The sequence below is a fragment of the Devosia sp. 1566 genome (assembly GCF_004005995.1).
Taxonomy (GTDB): Bacteria; Pseudomonadota; Alphaproteobacteria; order Rhizobiales; family Devosiaceae; genus Devosia.
Map to the genome: position 1 here is coordinate 3,959,010 of NZ_CP034767.1, position 18,168 is coordinate 3,977,177.

15 protein-coding genes and 1 pseudogene are annotated in these 18,168 nt (G+C 62.5%); 4 read left to right on the plus strand and 12 right to left on the minus strand.

Annotation, left to right across the window (positions count from 1 at the left end):
* Nucleotides 1-12: 12 nt before the first annotated feature.
* From ELX51_RS18800 to ELX51_RS18810, 3 genes are read right to left on the minus strand one after another with little or no spacing between them, the layout of a single operon-like run.
* Entirely contained in the window at nt 13-804 is a 792-nt protein-coding gene (locus tag ELX51_RS18800; protein WP_127754924.1) for an ABC transporter permease, read from the minus strand.
* Complete coding sequence (locus ELX51_RS18805; protein WP_127754925.1) at nt 801-1,625, minus strand: ABC transporter permease; 825 nt, start codon at nt 1,623-1,625, stop codon at nt 801-803. The genes ELX51_RS18800 and ELX51_RS18805 overlap by 4 nt, the downstream gene beginning before the upstream one ends.
* A gap of 59 nt (nt 1,626-1,684) precedes the next feature.
* Nucleotides 1,685-2,722 carry an ABC transporter substrate-binding protein gene (locus ELX51_RS18810; protein WP_127754926.1) on the minus strand — a complete coding sequence of 346 codons (1,038 nt, stop codon included), beginning with the start codon at nt 2,720-2,722 and terminating at the stop codon, nt 1,685-1,687.
* Nucleotides 2,723-2,921: 199 nt separating this feature from the next.
* Here ELX51_RS18810 and ELX51_RS18815 point away from each other — a divergent pair, with 199 nt between their 5' ends.
* On the plus strand, nt 2,922-4,784 hold the full coding sequence (locus tag ELX51_RS18815; protein ID WP_248305191.1) for an adenine deaminase C-terminal domain-containing protein: 1,863 nt from the start codon (nt 2,922-2,924) through the stop codon (nt 4,782-4,784).
* A gap of 16 nt (nt 4,785-4,800) precedes the next feature.
* Here ELX51_RS18815 and ELX51_RS18820 read toward each other — a convergent pair.
* Nucleotides 4,801-5,118 (minus strand): annotated as a pseudogene (locus ELX51_RS18820) (helix-turn-helix domain-containing protein); the annotation flags it as partial.
* Nucleotides 5,119-5,589: 471 nt separating this feature from the next.
* Here ELX51_RS18820 and ELX51_RS18825 point away from each other — a divergent pair.
* Together ELX51_RS18825 and ELX51_RS18830 are read left to right on the plus strand one after the other, a co-directional pair.
* Nucleotides 5,590-5,958 (plus strand): response regulator, encoded by a 369-nt coding sequence (locus ELX51_RS18825; RefSeq protein ID WP_164854922.1) that lies wholly within the window; start codon nt 5,590-5,592, stop codon nt 5,956-5,958.
* Nucleotides 5,945-7,036, plus strand: coding sequence for a Crp/Fnr family transcriptional regulator (locus ELX51_RS18830; protein WP_127754930.1), 1,092 nt, complete (start codon nt 5,945-5,947; stop codon nt 7,034-7,036). Before ELX51_RS18825 ends, ELX51_RS18830 begins: the two co-directional genes overlap by 14 nt.
* Before the next feature lie 17 nt (nt 7,037-7,053).
* On the opposite strand, the gene ELX51_RS18835 is transcribed toward ELX51_RS18830, so the two are convergent.
* From ELX51_RS18835 to glgX, 7 genes are all read right to left on the minus strand, one after another.
* On the minus strand, nt 7,054-8,289 hold the full coding sequence (locus ELX51_RS18835) for an FAD-dependent oxidoreductase (RefSeq protein ID WP_127754931.1): 1,236 nt from the start codon (nt 8,287-8,289) through the stop codon (nt 7,054-7,056).
* A gap of 42 nt (nt 8,290-8,331) precedes the next feature.
* Nucleotides 8,332-9,108 (minus strand): SDR family oxidoreductase, encoded by a 777-nt coding sequence (locus tag ELX51_RS18840; protein ID WP_127754932.1) that lies wholly within the window; start codon nt 9,106-9,108, stop codon nt 8,332-8,334.
* A complete protein-coding gene (locus tag ELX51_RS18845) occupies nt 9,105-10,100 on the minus strand; it encodes an ABC transporter permease (protein ID WP_127754933.1) in 996 nt (331 codons plus the stop codon). The genes ELX51_RS18840 and ELX51_RS18845 overlap by 4 nt, the downstream gene beginning before the upstream one ends.
* A 70-nt stretch (nt 10,101-10,170) precedes the next feature.
* The gene (locus ELX51_RS18850) at nt 10,171-11,181 is read right to left on the minus strand and encodes a sugar ABC transporter substrate-binding protein (RefSeq protein WP_127755386.1); all 1,011 of its coding nucleotides are present in this window, start codon (nt 11,179-11,181) and stop codon (nt 10,171-10,173) included.
* Between the two features lie 54 nt (nt 11,182-11,235).
* Complete coding sequence (locus ELX51_RS18855) at nt 11,236-12,012, minus strand: ATP-binding cassette domain-containing protein (RefSeq protein ID WP_127754934.1); 777 nt, start codon at nt 12,010-12,012, stop codon at nt 11,236-11,238.
* Between the two features lie 136 nt (nt 12,013-12,148).
* Nucleotides 12,149-14,467: an AI-2E family transporter gene (locus tag ELX51_RS18860; RefSeq protein WP_127754935.1), complete on the minus strand. Its 2,319-nt coding sequence runs from the start codon at nt 14,465-14,467 to the stop codon at nt 12,149-12,151.
* Nucleotides 14,468-14,592: 125 nt separating this feature from the next.
* Nucleotides 14,593-16,680 (minus strand): glycogen debranching protein GlgX, encoded by a 2,088-nt coding sequence (glgX, locus tag ELX51_RS18865; protein ID WP_127754936.1) that lies wholly within the window; start codon nt 16,678-16,680, stop codon nt 14,593-14,595.
* A 322-nt stretch (nt 16,681-17,002) separates the two neighbouring features.
* Between glgX and ELX51_RS18870 the strand changes: the two genes are divergently transcribed.
* The gene (locus tag ELX51_RS18870) at nt 17,003-17,365 is read left to right on the plus strand and encodes a hypothetical protein (RefSeq protein ID WP_127754937.1); all 363 of its coding nucleotides are present in this window, start codon (nt 17,003-17,005) and stop codon (nt 17,363-17,365) included.
* A gap of 52 nt (nt 17,366-17,417) precedes the next feature.
* Here ELX51_RS18870 and deoD read toward each other — a convergent pair whose 3' ends face one another.
* The gene (deoD, locus tag ELX51_RS18875) at nt 17,418-18,128 is read right to left on the minus strand and encodes a purine-nucleoside phosphorylase (protein ID WP_127754938.1); all 711 of its coding nucleotides are present in this window, start codon (nt 18,126-18,128) and stop codon (nt 17,418-17,420) included.
* Between the last annotated feature and the right edge of the window lie 40 nt (nt 18,129-18,168).

Sequence of the window (18,168 nt, forward strand, 5' to 3'; positions counted from 1 at the left end):
GCGCGTGGCACTCTATTTAGCAAGGAATGTAAGGCCGAGCGTGCGCTCGACAATCGCCATGACCCCGACGGTCAGCACCATCAGCAGCACTGACACCGAAGCAACGGTGGGATCAAAGAACTGCTCCATATGCGCCAGCAGCTGGATGGGGAGCGTGGAAATGCCCGGGCCGGTGAGGAAAATGGAGATGGACACGTCATTGATCGAGGTGATGAAGGCCAGGATAAAGGCCGCGATCACGCCCGAGCGCACATTGGGGAGCAGGATGGTGAAAAAGGTGCGCAGCGGGGGTGAGCCCAGGCTGATCGCCGCTTCCTCGACCGAAAAGTCGAACGAGGCGAGCGACGCGCTGATCACCCGCACCACATAGGGCAGCACGAGCAGGCTGTGCCCGAACACCAGCGTCAGGAAGATAGGGGTGTTGAACTGCACCGCCACATTCTTGAGGAGCGCGAACCCCAGCACCAGCTCGGGCACCAGCACCGGCAGCACGAACAGCGTGGCCAGCCACCCCGGCAGCTGGATGCGGTAGCGATTGAGCGCATAGGCGGCGGGAATGCCGATCAGCAGCGCGATGAAGGTCGAGAGGAACGCGATCTGCAGGCTGGTGATGATGGTACGACGGAACGCAGCGATCTCGAAGATATTGGCGAACCAGCGTAGCGACAGCCCCTGGGGGGGGAAGGTCAGATAGGTCGTGTCGCTGAGCGCAGAGCCCACCACGATGATGAGTGGGCCGATGAGGAAGATGAAAACGAGGACGGTAAAGCCAATGAGGGCCGGGTGCAGCTTTTGGGTCATCATACCGCCATCGGGTTGAGACGGCGGGCGACCCGCGTCATCACAAGAACAATGGCGATGGTGAACACCACCATGACGGCCGCGATGGTGGAGGCCGCGACCCAGTCGAAGGTGACCATGGCCTGCTGATACATGAGCGTGCCCATCATCATCACCTGCTCGCCGCCCAGCAATTGGGGCGTGGCATAGGAGGTGAAGCTGCCGGTGAACACCAGCACGGCACCCACGATGAGGCCCGGCACCGCGAGCGGCAGGATGACCTGGGTGAAGGTCGCCCAAGGCTTGGCGCCCAGCGAAGAGGAGGCCTGGATCAGGTCTTCGGGGATGGATTCAAGCACGCCCACCAGGGTCAAAATCATCAGGGGAACAAAGAGATAGACCATCGCCACGATCACCGAGCCCTGCGTGTAGAGCATGGTCAGGGGCTCGCCGATGAGACCGGTGGAGACGAGGAAATTGTTGAGAATGCCGTTCTTGCCCAAGATGATGAGCCAGGCAAAGGAGCGCACGACGACGCCGGTCAGGAGCGGAAACACGGCGGCAATGATCAGGATCGACTTGAGCCAACCCGGCGCGCGGCTGATCACGAAGGCCGTTATGAAGCCAACTATGAGCGCGATCGCCGTAACTATGAACGAAACCTGAATGGTGCGGAACAGCACCGTGCGGCGAAAACCGCTGCCGAAAAATCCAAGATACGGCGCCAGCGGGCCGTTGGGCGTCATGAAGGTGGTGACGATGGTGGCAACCACCGGCAGCACCAGAAAGACCACCACCAGCAGCGTCGCGGGAGAGGCCAGGGTCCAACCTGAAAATCGCTTCATTCAACCTGGCCCTTTAGTCCAGCAAAGAGTGCGGGGCGCTAAGGCGCCCCGCTTGGAGATTACATGCCGAAGATTTCGTTCCAGCGCTCGATCCAGCCGGACTTGGCGGCGTTCATCTTGGCATAGTCGATGCGCTGCAGCCCGGCGATGGTGTCGGCACCATAGGTCCAGAGTTCTGCCTGCTCGGGGGTCAATTCCACCGCGGTGTTGACCGGAGCGTCAACGCCCTCTTCAGCCAGAACCTGCTGGATTTCGGGCGAGAGGATGAAGTTGATGAACTGGTAGGCCAATTCCGGCTCGGCTGCGCCCTTGGGAATGTTGACGGTGTTGAGCGTGGCAATCGAGCCTTCCTCGAGCTCGGCCCATTCAACGGTCGGCACGGCAGCCTGAATCTGGCCCAGGGTGAAGTCCTGCGCAATGGCAGCACTGATCTCACCGGTCGAGAAGAGATTGATCATCTCCGAGCCGGTATTGTAGTTCTTGACCACATTGGGCTTGAGTTCGGCGACGGCGGCAAAGGCGGCATCGGTGTCTTCATAGGCATCGACACCGGCATGATCGCCTGCCTTGAGCACGACCATCGGGCCGGCCGTGGTGGTGATGCCGGGCAGCGAGAGCGAGGAAGCGAGGTCTTCGCTCCAAAGGTCATTCCAGGAGGTGACCGGCGTTGCGATCTTGGCGGTGTCGTAAACAATGCCGACTCGGCCGATCGTATAGGCCGGACCATACCCGCCCTGCGGGTCCTTGGCGATGTCATAAAGACCAGCAAGGTTGGGGAGTTTGGCCGGATCGATCTGCTGGAACAGGCCCGCTTCAATGCCCTGCTGGCTGAAGCTGTCGGAGAAATAGGCGACGTCAACGCCACCGCCATTGCGGATCTGCAGCTTGTTGAGACGCTCGCCGTTATTGCCGGTCTCGAACACGATCTCGCAGTCGCACATTTCGCGGAAGGGCGCGAGCACCAGCGTCTCGAGCTTTTCGCCATTGAAGCCCCACCAGGAAATGGTCAGGGTCTTGTCCTGCGCCATTGCGGGCGCGGCCATCATGGCAGAGGCGGCAAGGGCAACCGCGAAGACGGAAGAAACAATTTTCGACATGGATATTCCTTTGCACGCGGAGTGCCGTCCGCGAACGGATGGAGCGCAGGCCCGGCCGGCAGAAGCCTGTTTTTTGGGTCGCATATGCCGCAAGCCTTATCTTTGTGCAACTGTCATGGGAAGATGGCTTCTACTCGCCATCCCTCTTATTGACAGGCAAGCGCATTGTCAGCGCGGCAAACTGTATCTCGGAACTGATATGACCACCATAAGCGATCTGCTGATCAACCCTGAAGACGAAGTCGCGATCCGGCAGAACCTGGCCCTGGTGGCACTGGGCAAGCGTCCGGCCGATCGCGCCATTCGCGTGGGAAAGGTGCTCGATGTCTATGGCCGCAACTGGCACGAGGACCAGGAGATCGTGGTCTCGGGGCGCCGCATCGCCTGGGTGGGTCCGGCCGGCGCTTATCCCGGCAACGTAGCCGAACGGATCGACCGCTCCCATCTGGCCGCCGTGCCCGGCTTTGGCGAAGTGCACAAGCATATTGAATCGAGCCATCTGACCCCCGAATGGGAGGCGGCGCTGGTGCTGCCCCATGGCTGCACCTGGACCTGTGAAGCCAGCCACGAATTTTCCAACGTGAATGGCGCTCACAATCTCCAATTCTGGCTGACTGCGCGGCTGGCCGGCTCGCCCATGAAGATTTTCCCCTTGCCCGGCTCGGCCGTTCCGCCCACCGCCTATGAATGGGGTGGCGGGCATTTCGGCTATGCCGAACAGGCCCAGTTCCTGCGCAGCCAGCTGATGGTGGCGGGGCTCGACGAGGTGATGGATTGGCCGGCAGTCTGGAACCCCGACAACCCCTCCTATGAGCGGCTCTGGGGGATGATCCGCGCCACCTTCGAGCAGCGCGGCGTGGTCGAGGGGCATGCGGCCGGGATGCGGGACCTCAATGACATCAATGCCTTTGCCGCCGCCGGCATGGCGTCGGACCACGAAGCCTGGACGGCCGAGGAGGTCAGCGACAAGCTGCGGCGGGGCCTGTTCATGGAACTGCGCCCCCATTCCCTCACCGAAATGATCACGGGCCTGCTTGAGCGCGGGCAGAGCGATTGGTCCAATGTCGCGCTGTGCACCGATGATCGCTCCTGTTCCGATACAATGAAGCTGGGGGCCACCGACCATAATGTGCGGCTCGCCATCGCCGCAGGGCTGCCGGTCGAGACCGCGATCCAACTGGTGACGATCAATCCGGCCCGGCATATGCGGCTAACGCCTTGGGTCGGCGCTGTCGCGCCAGGACGCTTTGCCGATCTGGTTCTGCTCGATGACATTGAAAAGCTCGCCATTGACCAGGTCTGGGCTGACGGCACCCAGGTCTCGCAGGGGAAAAGCTATACCGGCGCCCTGCCCCAGATCACCTGGCCCGACTGGGCAACAAAGACGGTCCATATCGAGCGGGAGATGACGGCCGCCGATTTCGCCATTCCCGCACCTGCGGATCGCGACACGGTTCAGGCTGCGCTGTTGCGGCCTTTCCACTGGGCCGATGACTTCATCACTACCGAACTCAAGGTAGAGAATGGGCTGGTGCAGCGCGACACTGCCCGCAACATCACCAAATGGGCCATTGTCGACCGGTTTTCGGGGGAGGGCAAAGCCGCGGCCATGTTCTGGCTGGGCACCGGGCCGGCCACGCCCGATACGGCGCTGGCCTGTTCCATGGGGCACGACAAGCACAATATCTGGGTGGTGGGCTCGTCGGACGAGGCCATGGCGCTCGCAGTCAATACCCTGCGCCAAACGCAAGGGGGCTGGGCCCTGGTGCGTAGCGGGGAAGTGCTCGCCACCGTGCGCTATGAGGTCGGGGGCCTCATGGCCTGCCGCCCGGCCGCCGAACTCGATGCCGAAATGGCCGAGCTTTACCGACAGGGCGAAACCATTGAGTGGATGTTCGAGCCGACCTTTTCGCCGCGCTGGTGGCCCGGCTTTCCCGAACGGCTGGCCTTTGCCACCCTCACCTGCGCGCCCTGGCGCTGGGTTCTGGTGGCCCCTTCGCCGCTCGCGCCGGAGGGGTTTGTCAATGTTGCCACCGGAGCCACCCACCCCATCGTCTGGTAGATGTGGCTGGGCTTGCCTAGTGCAACGGCCCCAGCACGCGCCGATACTCCGCCTCGGGGGCGCCATAGGCGTCGGCGGCAAAGGCCTCCAGCGCTTCGCGATCACGAATGGCGATGAAGCCGCGCTCCGCACGAATGAAACGACTCCCTTCAAGGGAGTGGAGCGCCGTGGTGACACTGGGGCAGCGCACGGCCAGCATCAGCGCGAGAAAGTCGTGCGTGAGCGCCATCTCATCAGCCTCGGCCCGGTCGTGACACATCAACAGCCAGCGCGCCAACCGCTCGTGGACCGGGTGCACGGCGTTGGACAGGGCCGTATATCCGGTCTGGATCGACAGCGTGTGCACAGATAGCGAAAGCATCTGGTGCAGGGATGGCTGGCTCGGCACGCCCCCAGCAATGCTGTGCTATCGATGACGTGACCGGCGCCAGCCATTTGCATCACGATTAAATGAACCGGCTGACCGGACCCAAGGGGAATGGGTCCAACTTGGTACGCTTGCTAATACAAGTTGGTCCTATCGGGGCTGATGTGCTAAGACTGAGTTGATGACGCCTAGAGACGCAGCCGCCACAGGCGATGCTGCCCTGCTGCGTTCGCCATGAGCGGACGTCACTGCCCGATCCAGGCCGCTTTATACGCCAGAATTGCTGCACGAACCTGAGCGGACCGGCTCAGGCGAGACAATTAAACTGCAGTGCCCTGTAGCGCTTCCTGGCGCTATCAGCGGCACGGCAACAAGCGCAGACATGGCTTCGTAATTCTCGAGTTTGACTAACATAGTTCAATGAACAGGAGGTTGGCGATGTCGGATGGTGCGGAACTGATGATCGTTGAGGACGAACCCCTGATTGCCATGATGATCGAGGAAATGGCCGATGAAATCGGCTGGCCGGTCGGGAGATGCCTCCACTCCGAAGCGGATGCCTTTGTTTACCTCAACAGCCACAAGCCTGCCCTGGCGGTGCTGGACATCAATCTGGGCCTGACCACGAGCCTCGGCATCGCGGCCGCCTGTCACGATCGCAACATCCCTGTTGTCTTCACCACCGGCTACACCGCCGCCGACGTGCCGACCCAATGTGGCAACGCCCCAGTGCTGGCCAAGCCGTTCTCGACCGAAGACCTGGCTCGAGCCATCAAGCAAGGATTGCAGCAACATGCTCATGCGTAACCATTCAGCCTCGGGCCTGCCCGCCATCGGCGATGCTTTGGCCGGCCATCTGGGTTTGTTTGGCCCCCTAAGCCCCGCTGAGCGCACTGGGCTGCTGGCCCTTACGGGCTCCACGGTGCGGCTGTCGGCCAATGAAGAAATCACCCAGCTGGGATCGCACGCTTCCAGCATCGTCGTGGTGCTCGATGGCGTGTTGCAGCGCTTCAACGACGATGCCCGCGGCAATCGCCAGATCTGCGGGCTTTACCTGCGCGGTGATGCCCCGGGGCTGGAAACGCTGCAGATGCCGATCGCGGACCAGGGGCTTTCAGCCCTGGTACCCTCCATTGTCGGGCTCATTCCGCAGCGCAAGATGCTCGATCTGATCACGCAGTTTCCCTCCCTGCAGGGCCTGATGTGGCGCGAAACTTTGGTGCAGGCCTCGATGCTGCGCATCTGGCTTCTTCGCAACAGCATCAAGAATGCCGCCGGGCAGCTCGCGCATCTGTTTTGCGAATTGCTGATCCGCGCCAAGGCCGCCGGCATTGCCCAGGGCAATAGCTGCCCCCTGCCCCTTTCGCAGCGCCACCTTGCCGAAGTGACCGGGATGTCGGTGGTGCATGTCAACCGCACGCTGATGGTGCTGCGCGCCGACAATTTGATTGAATTTGCCAATGGCGTGCTGACGATCCATCGCTGGGACGAGCTGGCTGAAATCGGCGAATTCACCCCCGGCTATCTGCATCTGGGCGAGCAGGCTGCCGAGTTGGCCCCAGCGCGGCCCACCCCGGTGCTGCAAAGCCGGATTGAGGACAGTTTCGAGTTCATCCCCAGTCGCGCCCCTTCGGCGTCCGAGGAGCCCGACGCCTTCCGGCGCAAGGCGGCTGATTTCAAGCAGATGCTCAAGACCTGGTCATTTGTGTCCTCGGGCATCATGCGCGGGGAAGCTGACGATCTGTTTGAAAAGCTCACCCGCCTCGCCAATGATCTGCACGAGTTGGCGGGCGATGCCCCTGAGCGCAAGGCCACGGTGGAAACGCTGACGAGCCTGTTTCACCGCGTGCAGCTGGTGCCCGACCGCAGCAAAAGCCAGGCCTGAGGCCTGGCTTTGCGCCCTTAGCGGAAACGCGCAACACTGTAGGGCGTTGGATCCACAAAGGGGGTCTCCCCCGTCATCATTTCGCCCAGGAGCCGCCCCGTGGCGGGCCCGAGCGTCAGCCCATGATGGGCATGGCCGGTGGCCAGCCATAGCCCCTTGCGCCCTTCAGGCCCGATTATGGGCTTCATGTCGGGCGTGCAGGGCCGCGCCCCCATCCAAGGCTTGGCATCGAGCCGCTCGGCAATGGGGTAGCCCTCGCGCGCATAAGGCTCGGCGGCATCCACCTGCACAGGGTTGGGCGGCGCATCGAGCGCGGCAAATTCCGCCCCGGTGGTGAGCCGGATGCCCTGGCGCATCGGCACCATCAGGAAGCCCGCTTCATCAAACATCGGCATGGAGATGGTGGCATTGCCCCGCGGGCGGTAATGCATGTGGTAGCCGCGCTTGACCCCGAGCGGCAGGTGCCGCCCCAGTTTGCTCAGCAGCCCGCCCGACCATGGGCCCAGCGCCACCACCGCATCGCGCGCCTGGAGCGGGCCCTCGACCGTGTCGACACTCCAGCCTGGCGCCGCTTCACGCAGGCTCAGCGCATCCCCATGCACGAACCTTCCGCCCAACTGGATGAACAGGCGCAGATAAGCCTGCGTCAGCGCCAACGGATCGCGTACCGTCCAGGGCTGCGTCCAATGCACCGCGCCAACGAGCGGGGCAGTGACATGGGGTTCCTGGCTGCGCAGCGTTTGCTGGTCGAGGGCCTGGTGCTCCAGCCCATAGCGGCCATGCCCCTCGGCTTCCTCGAGGGCGGCGCGGAAACCCTTTTCGGTGCGGAACACCTCCATCCAGCCCGCCTTGCCGATCAGGTCCCCGGCGCCCGCTTCCTCGATCAACGGCGCATGCTCGGACACGGAATGGGCGATGAACTTGGAATAGTCCTCGACGATCTTCTGATAGGAGCCCGAGCGCGACGCCCACCAATAGCGCGCAAGGAACGGCGACAACTTGGGCAGGTCGCGCCAGCGAAAGCGCATGTCGACGCTCTGGTTGCGGCCATAATTGAGCACTGTCACCAGCGACTGGGGAAACAGATGCGGCGCCACCCCTTCGCGCTGGATCAGTCCGGCATTGCCATAGGAGGTTTCCTTTCCAGCCTCCCCCCGGTCCAGCAGCACCACGGAACGGCCGCGCTTGAGAAGGTGAATGGCGACACTGACCCCGACGATCCCGGCCCCGAGGACAACGCAATCTGCTTTCATGGAGAATTCCGACTCAACTCAATAATGTTGGCGATCCGCTGTCTAGACGCCGCTGGGGCGCATGCGGAAGTCGTTGCCCTCGGGCAGCAACTGACCACCATCTACGACAATGGTGGTGCCAGTGATATAACTGGCCTCGTCGGAAGCCAGAAACAAAAACGCGTTAGCAACATCGCGGGCACTGCCCAGCCGCCCCAGGGGAATGGCGCTTTCCATATCGGCGATGAAAGCCGGGCCGCGATGCTCCTGCATCGCTTCGGTCAGGATATTGCCGGGCTCGACGCCATTGACGGTGATGCCATAGGCGGAAAACTCCAGCGCCGCCGAGCGGATAAAGCCGTTGATGCCGGCCTTGGTCGCGGCGTAGTGGCCGTGGCCCGGGCTGGTGACATGCGGCCCGGTAATCGAGGAGGTAAAAAGGATCCGCCCCGAGCCTTGCGCCCGCATCGGCGCTAATGCCGCTTTGGCGGCATTGAACGAGCCGCGCAGATTGACCGCCATGACGCGATCCCAATCGGCTTCCGAAGTGTCCTCGATCAGCTGCCAGGGATAAACGCCGGCATTTTGCACGATGATATCGAGCCGCCCATAGGCGGATAGTGCCATAGCCACGGCCGCTTCCGCATCGGCCAGCCGCGAAATGTCGGTGGCGATGAACTGCGCACCCAACTCCTCGGCCGAGGCGCGACCGGCCTCGGCTTCCCAATCGGCCAGAACGAGGTTGGCGCCTTCCTCGGCAAAGCGCAGCGCAATGCCTTTGCCAATGCCACGGGCAGCCCCGATGATCAGGGCCGTCTTGCCCGCCAGCCTGTCGCTCATGCCAATTGCTTTCTGATGGTTTGTTTGAGGGTATCGAGCAGCACCGCCGCCAAGACCAGAAGGCCATGGATGACCTGGGTGTAATGAGCCGGCAGGCCCATGAGGTTGATTGCAGTGTTGATCGACGAGAGCAGCAGCACGCCGGCATAAACGCCGGGCAGCGAGCCTACGCCGCCCTTGAGGCTGACGCCCCCGATCACCACCGCGGCAAAGGCATTGAACAACATGCCGGCGCCCAGATTGGCGGTAGCCCCCGAGGTGCGAATGGCGAGGAGCCAACCGGCCAGGGCGGCAATAGCCCCTGAAAGGACAAAGGCTGCCATCAGCACCTTGTTGACCTTGATGCCCGCGCGAAACGCGGCGCCTTCATTGCCCCCGATCATCAGCAGGTGACGGCCGAACCGGGTTTTAGCCAGGATGAAGGAAAAGGCCACAAAGCAGAAAATGGCGATGTAAGCGGTGAGGGGAATGCCAAGGACGCGCTGAATACCGAGCCAACGCAATTCGGGTGCCAGGTTCTGCGCCGAGCGGCCGCCCGACAAGGCCACAACCAGCCCCCGCACCCAGATAAAACTCGCCAGGGTGACGATGAAAGCATTCATCTTGACCTTGACCACGAGAAAGCCGTTGAGCACGCCGATAGCGGCGCCCACCAGCAGGCCGGCGCCAAGCGAGACTGGCACAACCAGCCAGCCCGGTGTCAAAGTTATGCCAAGGCCGATGCCAGACGAAGCAAAGAGTATCCCCGTGACCATGGCGCTGAGCGCGGCGACCGATTCCACCGATAAGTCCATGTGGCCGGCGATGATCACCAGCGCCAGGCCAATGGACATGACGCCCAGAACGCTGGATTGCTCGATGATGTTGGCGAAGATGCCGGGCTGGAAATAGTTCGGGATAACAGCCGAAAAGATTGCCAGCACCGCGAGCAGCATGAACCACACAAGGTTATCGAGCACGAACTCGAGCGCTTGGCGTTGGCGAGGCGGCATGGATGAGCTTCCGGGAGGGCTATGGACAAAGGCTCCCTCCCGATGGGGGAGGGAGCAGAGGGTTCAATGGTTATTCAACCGGCGTGATCGGCTGTGCTGGCGGCTGCCCGTTGCCCCAGAAAGCGGGGTCATCCACATTTTCGGCGGTGACCGCGGCACCCGGAATCTTGATCGTGGGGCCCCAGTCTTCGACCGTCACCGCTGAAGTCAGCCCGAGCACATCATATTCGCCGGGCTCGATGGGCTCCTTGGCAACGATCTTGTCCATGAACATCGCCACCGCCGCAGCCTGCGCATAAAGCGGCTGCTCGACTTCCACCTGCATCCAGCCATCGCGGATCAGCTGCAGCGCAACCGGGGCACCATTGGAGCTCATCACCAGGACATCGCCAGGCTGCTTGCCGGCCGACTCCAGCGCCGCCACGGCCGCGACGGATAGATGCGCTGCGTGGCTGAAGACGATGTCGATGTCGGGATTGGCCAGCAGCTGGTCCGACACAATGGTGCCGGCATTGCTCGCTTCCCACATCATGGCGGGTTGGCTGATGATGGTGACCTCGGGAAAGGCTGCCATCTTCTCTTCAAAACCCTTCTGAATATCGAGGGTGTAGGGGTCACCGGGGTCGCCCAGCACCTGCAGCACCTTGCCTTTAACCCCGCCGTTCTTTTCGGTCAGCAGCCGCTCGACCTCTTGGGCGGCGACATAGCCAATCTCGATCGTGCCGGCGACCGAGGTGAAGTCCGAAACAGTAGAGGAAATCTGCCGATCAAACTGGATGACGGGAATGCCTGCCGCCCGCGCCGCATCAACGGAAGGCGCCAGGGCATTGAAGTCCACGGCTGCCAGGATAATGGCCGTGGGGGCTAGGGTGATAACGTCGTTCATCTGCGATTGCTGCAAGTCGGTCTTGTTGTCGGCATTGAGCGTCGTCATGTCGTAGCCGACCTGCTCGAGGAACATTTCGAGCGCACTGACCGAGCCGGTCTGGAATTCATCCAAGAGGGTCGGGACCATGTAGTAGACCGTGCCCTTGTCCTGGGCATAGGCCGGGCTCAACAAGGCCGCGCCACTCGCCGCCATGAGCAGGGTCGATTTCAGCAGTTTGTTCAAAACATCGCTCCTCGAACCGGATCGCTACTGCCCCGCGCCCAGGGCCGGTCCGGATCCGGTCAAGGTTTCGCCCGTGATCATGCCGATCACTGCGTCCGCATTGGTTTGACTGCGCGCCACATCGCCGGCCACCACGCCCTGGCGGATCACCACGATGCGGTCGGCAACCTGAAAAGCCTGCTGCATGATATGGGTGATGATGACGACGCCGATGCCCTGCGCGGCGACCTGGCGGATCATCTGCAGGCCCCGCCGGGTTTGCTCGACGCCGAGCGCCGCAAAGGGCTCGTCCAGCAAGACCAGCTTGCCGCCCCAATGCACGAACCGATTGAGCTCAATCGCCTGGCGCTGCCCGCCCGACAGATGCTCGACCTTGGTGCGCAGGGAGGGAATGCGCGTGCCCGCATCGGCCAGCGCCTTGGCGGTTTGCCGCTCCATGGTGGCTTCATCGAGCACGCGAACGCCCAGCACCTTGCGCGTCAGCTCCCGCCCCATGAAAAAATTGCCGACCACATCGATATTGGTGCAGAGCGACAGGTCCTGGTAGACCGTCTCGATCCCGGCGGTTTTGGCTTCGGAGGGGGAACGGGGGCGGAAGTCGCGGCCCTCGAACCGCATGCTGCCCGAACTGGCCTCCAGCCCGCCCGAGATAATCTTAACGAGAGTCGACTTGCCGGCGCCGTTGTCGCCCAGAAGGGCGATGACCTCGCCCTTGGCAATGGAAAAGGACACTCCTCGCAGCGCTTCCACGGCGCCAAAGCTCTTGGTGATACCATCGAGCTCGAGGAGAGGCTGGTTCACGCGGCCACTCCGCAAGCCGCGACGAATAGGCAGTTCAACCTGCCAACCACACCATCTGCCGCGCCAACTACCATGCCGCCGTGCCCCCTCAATAGGCAGCAGACTGGCAGCGCCTAAATTTCAAGTCAATCGGCAATCAATGGCTCCTGCTGCCCTCGCCCGGTCCCTTTCCTGAACCGTTCGCCACGGCAAGGTGGCCGTTGGCAGCATCCTGCATCAGGTGCAAGGCCAACAGGCTGAGCTTTTCGGCGTCCTCGGCGCCAAAACTGCTGCGCGCTTCCTGGTCCAAGAGCGACAATGCGCCGACGATTTCCCCATCGCCGCCGACCAGCGGCACCGAAACACAAAACCCGATGCCGTTCTCGAGCAGGGCGGGATCGGCGGAGAAACGCGCGTCCGAACGCACATCGGTCACCACCACGACCTCGCCCGTGCTCATGGCGAGAGCGGCCACCGTGCTGGCGCCATGCGGCGTCGCGGGCGTGGATGAACCATTGCTGCCGCCGGCCTCGTCCTGGCGCAAGTCCACAACCGCAACAGGCACTTCCATGGTCACCGCAATTTCCCGCAGGCGTTCGGCCACGGGGCCCTCAGGACGAGCGAGTTGCCGGATCCAGGCCATGTCGGCGGCCGCGCCAAGCGGGTCGGTTGCTTCGAGAGCCGGTGTCCCCCCTTCGGGCTCAGCCATCTCGACGCGCACGGCAGTGGCTGCTTCCTCGATATTGCGCGCCACCATGTCCACGTTCAGCTCACCCGCTTCGGCCGTCGCCATGTCGTCATTGAACACGCAGGCGATTACGACAAGGCCGGGCTGGCGACGGTGTAGACGGCGCGCCACATAGCGCAGATAGCTGCGCATGCTCTCGCCGAGATAACACAGGCACACCACCCGCACGCCTTCGAGATCGAGTTGGCCGATGCTTTCCTGGCGGACGGCTAGGGGCGGCATGACGCTGATGGCATATTCGGTTTCCAGCAGCCTCCCGAGCAACAGTGCGGCCGAGCCGTCGAGCTCGGTGCGCCCGCCGATGCAAAGCACCTGAGGCTTTTCCGCCTCCACCGCATGGCGGCCCAGATCATCGTCGAGGTCGTCCACCACGCCCGAAAGGCTTTCCACCACCCGGCGGCGATGGGCGACATCATTGGCGTTGGTGTCGAGGTCTGCTTCCGCCAGGCGCAGCGCGGGCATGGCGATCTCCTGGTAAAAGCGCTGCAGATCATGCTCGCCGACATATTCTTCGGCCAGCTCGATGGCCTCCACGGTGTTGCCCGCCACCAGCCGCTGGTAGAACCGCTCCGTCGGTTCCAGCACCGGCTCGCTGCCGAGGAGCGTCTCGAAAAACTGCAATTGGGGCACATAGCGGCCAAGCACGACAAGGCACACGGTTATAGGCGTCGACAGGATCAGGCCGATCGGTCCCCATAGTGTGGCCCAGAACATAGCCGCCACCAACACCGCGAGCGGTGACAGCCCGGTGCTCGAGCCATAAAGCCTCGGCTCGATGGCATTGGTGGTGACGAGCTCGAGCGTCGCGAACAGCGCCACGGAATAGAGCAGCATCGACCAGCCCGGATCCACCGCAAAGGCGAGGGTAAAGGGAATGGATGAGGCGATCAGCGTACCGACAAAGGGGATGTAGCGGAAAATGGCCGCGAGCAAGCCCCAAAGCACCGCATTGGGCACGCCGATCAGGCTGAGGCCCGTCCCGTACACCACCCCATAGGAAAGATTGACGCAGAACTGCACCAGCAAATAGCGCCCAACGCGGGCGGCCGCTTCGTTCATTACCTTGGTGCTGGTGCGCAGATCGCCCCGGCTGACGAGTTTGAGGAAGCGGTCGCGGAGGTCTTCGCGCTCGAGCAGAAGGAAAATCAGGAACACTGCTACGATAGCGGCGGTGGTCAGCGGCCCCAGCACGGAACTGAGCACCGATTGCACCATGGCGAGTGGGCCAGCGGCATCATTGGTGATCACGACCGGCATGGGCCGCGTGGTTTCAGCGCCATCCGCTGCTTCAAGCTGCCCCTGCAGCTGGCCGATCGCATCGCCGAAACTGCTGAGGAAACCCGTGCCGCCCTCCCCGCCGAGGGTTTGCTGCAGCGCGGTAAATTTTTCGATTACTGTGGTCTGGTAGCGCGGCAGGTCGCCCGCGAGCTTGATCAGCTGGGTGGCGACGATATAGCCGATGGTCGACAACACCGCGCCTGCCAGCAGCACGGCCAGCAGCACCGCCACGATATGGGGCAGATGCAGCCGCCGCAGCCGATGCACCACCGGCGCCAGCGCGAAGGCCAGCAGCACTGCCAGGACCAGCGGCACGAAAATGCCCGCCCCCAGATAAAGCACCACAATGGTCATGCCGATAAAGGCGGCGGTGACCAAGGTGTTGGTTGGCGGGGCGCCCTTGTAGTTGACCGCTCCGACCAGGGGAGGAGTGTCGTGCGGATCGCTCATGGGTGAATACCTGAAAGCCGCGAGATTGCTGCGCGAAGGCAACGGCCACGGCTCCTCCCGGTTCCGTTACTGCGCGCCCTCGGCGCAGAATGACGCAAGGGGTGCCCTCAGGCACCCCGGCAAGGTTAGCGCAGCAGCAGCAGCGAGCGCGAGGTCATCCTTACGGGCTCGCCCGCTGTAAGCTTGCGGACGTCCTCGCCAGTGACGGCAGCAGTGTTGATCTCGACCAGCCATTCATGGCCACCTTCCCGCTCGGGCACGACGAAATCCACGTCGCCGTCATGGGGATTGAACAGCACCAGCACCTCCCACCAGGTGTCGGGCTGGCCCTTGAGGTCGTCGCGCGCCAGATGCAGGCCGATCGTGGTGGCGCCAGCGTCTTCCCAATGCTCGTCCTGTTGTTCCCCGCCCCCGGGATTGAACCAGGTAACGGTCATGCCGTCGCGCCAATTGGCGCGCCGCAGCAGCGGCTGTGATTGCCGGAGCGCAATCACCTGGCGCACAAACTCGGTCAATTCAGCGGTGGAGGCAGGCCGTTCGTCCCAGTTAACCCAGGAGATCTCGCTGTCCTGGCAATAACCGTTGTTGTTGCCCAGCTGCGAGCGGCTGAACTCGTCGCCCGCCAGGATCAGCGGCGTGCCATGTGAAAGCAGGAGCGTCGCAAGCATGTTGCGCTTTTGCCGTTCGCGCACTTCATTGATGCCGGCATCGTCGGTTGGGCCTTCCGCGCCGTAGTTATAGGAGCGGTTATCATTGTGCCCATCATTGTTGTCTTCGCCATTCGCCTCATTGTGCTTCTCGTTGTAGGAAACGAGGTCATTGAGGGTAAAGCCGTCATGGGCGGTAATGAAATTGACGCTGGACCACGGGCGGCGGCCGCGTAGATCATAAACATCGCCGGATCCGGTAAAGCGGGCCGCAAAGTCGCGGACAGTGTTGTCCTCGTCGCGCCAGTAATCGCGCACGGTATCGCGATATTTGTCGTTCCATTCCGACCAGCCGGGCGGAAAGCCACCGACCTGATAACCCCCCGGGCCGATATCCCAGGGCTCACCCACAAGCTTGACCTTGCTCAGCACCGGGTCCTGCCCGACCGCTTCGAAAAAGCCGCTTCGCTCGTCAAAGCCATAGGGCTCGCGCCCCAGAATGGTGCCCAGATCGAAGCGGAAGCCGTCGATATGCATCTGCTCGACCCAGTAGCGCAGGCTGTCGGTCACCATCTGCAGCACGCGCGGATGGCTGGTGTTGACCGTGTTGCCGGTGCCGGTGTCGTTGATGTAGTAGCGCGGCTCGCCCGGCATGGTGCGGTAATAGGCGAAGTTGTCGATGCCTTTGAACGAGAGGGTCGGCCCCATTTCGTTGCCTTCGGCGGTGTGGTTGTACACGACGTCGAGGATCACCTCGATGCCGCCATCATGGAAGGCGCGCACCATGTCGCGGAACCCATCGAGCCCGCGCGGGCCGAAATAGCGGTTGGCCGGCGCAAAAAAGCCCAGCGTATTATAGCCCCAAAAATTCTTGAGGCCGCGATTGAGCAGGAAATCGTCATCGGGGAAGAAGTGCGTCGGCAGCAGTTCAACCGAAGTCAGCCCCATGCTCTTGATATAGTCCACCACCGCCTTGTGGCCCATTCCTTCGAAAGTGCCGCGCAGGTTTTCGGGGATCGCCGAATTGAGCTGGGTGAAGCCCTTCACATGGGTTTCGTAAAAGATGGTCTGGTCCCACGCGATATTGGGCTTGCGATCGCTGCTCCAGTCATAACCACGCGGATCGATCACCCGCGCCTTGGGCATGCCTGCGGCGTTGTCGCGCTCGTCAAAGGACAGATCCTTGTCTTCGCTATCGGTGATGTAGCCGAAATGGGCGGGCGACCACTGCACGTCACCCACCAATTCACGGGCATATGGATCCACCAGCAGCTTGTTGGGATTGAACCGATGGCCGTTCATGGGATCATAGGGACCATGGACGCGATAGCCATAAAGGGTGCCGGGTCCTATACCGGGCAGATAGCCGTGCCAGATTTCGTTGGTATATTCGGGAAGGGTGATGCGCTCTTCCGCCCCACTTGCCGGATCGAACAGGCACAACTCCACCCGATCGGCATGAGCGCTGAACAGGGCAAAATTGGTCCCGTCCCCGTCCCAGTGAGCGCCCAGCGTGGTGAAATCACCGGGCAGGACCTGGCGGGAAGACGAGCTTGTAATCGACATGGAGCGGGAACCCTTGATTGACGCCGCTCAACGTCGCTAGGCCCTTCGAAGTTGCCTCAAATCCGTGTCGTAATACGCCAAATTGGCGGCGACGGCGGGCGGCGGTAACCTCGTCTTCACTATGCGCGCCCTACAAGGAAGGCGCACGGTATGTACCGGGTACGTGCAAACAGCGTCAGTGAGGCGCCTGTCCATTTGGTTGGGCAGGCGCCCTACGCTGAACCGAAAATGAACCAGGTGATATGGTTTGGTTCAGAGCCCAGCGGCTAGAAGCGAGCATGCTTTTGAGGGCATGATCATTTTCAAACCCTGAGGTTCTCCCATGAAACTCCCCGCTTTTTCTCCCCTCCTGCGTGCTGGGGCCGTGGCACTGGCACTGGGTGTCACCGCAGTTTCGGCCATGCCGGCCCAAGCCCAGTCCAATAGCCCCAGCCTGTCGTTCAGCTTCCAGAACGGCAATGGTTATGGCTTTTCGGTTGGCGAACGCCACCGCCCGCAGCGCGATTGCATGAGCGATCGTGAGGTGCGGCGCCTGGTGGAGCGCGCCGGCTATCGTCACGTCCGCATCTATGCTTCGGGCGACCGCTATGTTCGCGTCCGGGGTGACGAAGGTCGCCGCTCCTATATCGTGACTGTAGACGCCTGCCGCGGCCGCATCATCGATCGCGACCGGGTTCGCCGCTAATCGCTTGGGCCCGGCTTTGTGCCGGGCCTTTTGCTTGCTGACCGCTCGAGGGTCAGCCTGCAATGGCCACTTCAAGCGCCAGCTCCACCATCTCGCGCAAGGAGCTTTGCCGCTCTTCGGCGCTGAGCTCCTCCTTGGTGATGATGCAATCGGTCATGGTGCAGATGGCGAGCGCGCGCGCACCGAACCGGGCAGCGAGCGTGTAAAGCGCCGCCGCTTCCATCTCGACGCCCAGAACGCCATGTTCGGGCAAGGCGTCGTAACCGGCCATCCCATCGGCATGGTAGAAGATATCGGCCGACAGCATATTGCCGGCGTGAAAGCGCAGCTTGCGCTCTTCGGCCCGCTCGGCGGCACGGCGCAGCAGCCCAAAATCGGCGATCGGGGCAAAACTATAGGGGCCGAACCGCCCCTTGACGATGGAGCTGTCGGTGCAGGCCCCTTGCGCCAGGATTACGTCGCGTACCTTGACCTTGGTGTTGAGCCCGCCACAGGTGCCCACCCGGATCAGCGTCTTGCAGCCATAGACATTGATGAGCTCATGCACATAGATCGCGAGCGAAGGCTGCCCCATTCCGCTCGCCTGCACCGAAACCCGCCGGCCGTGATAGGTGCCGGTATAGCCCAGACAATTGCGCACGCTGTTGACCTGCTGCGCATCGGCGAGGAACGTTTCGGCAATCCATCTAGCCCGCAGCGGATCGCCCGGCAGCAGCACGGCATCGGCGTAATCGCCCGGCTTTGCATGATTATGCGGCGTCATCGGTTGCGTCCCTGGCTGGTTTCGGAGACAAAACCCTGCC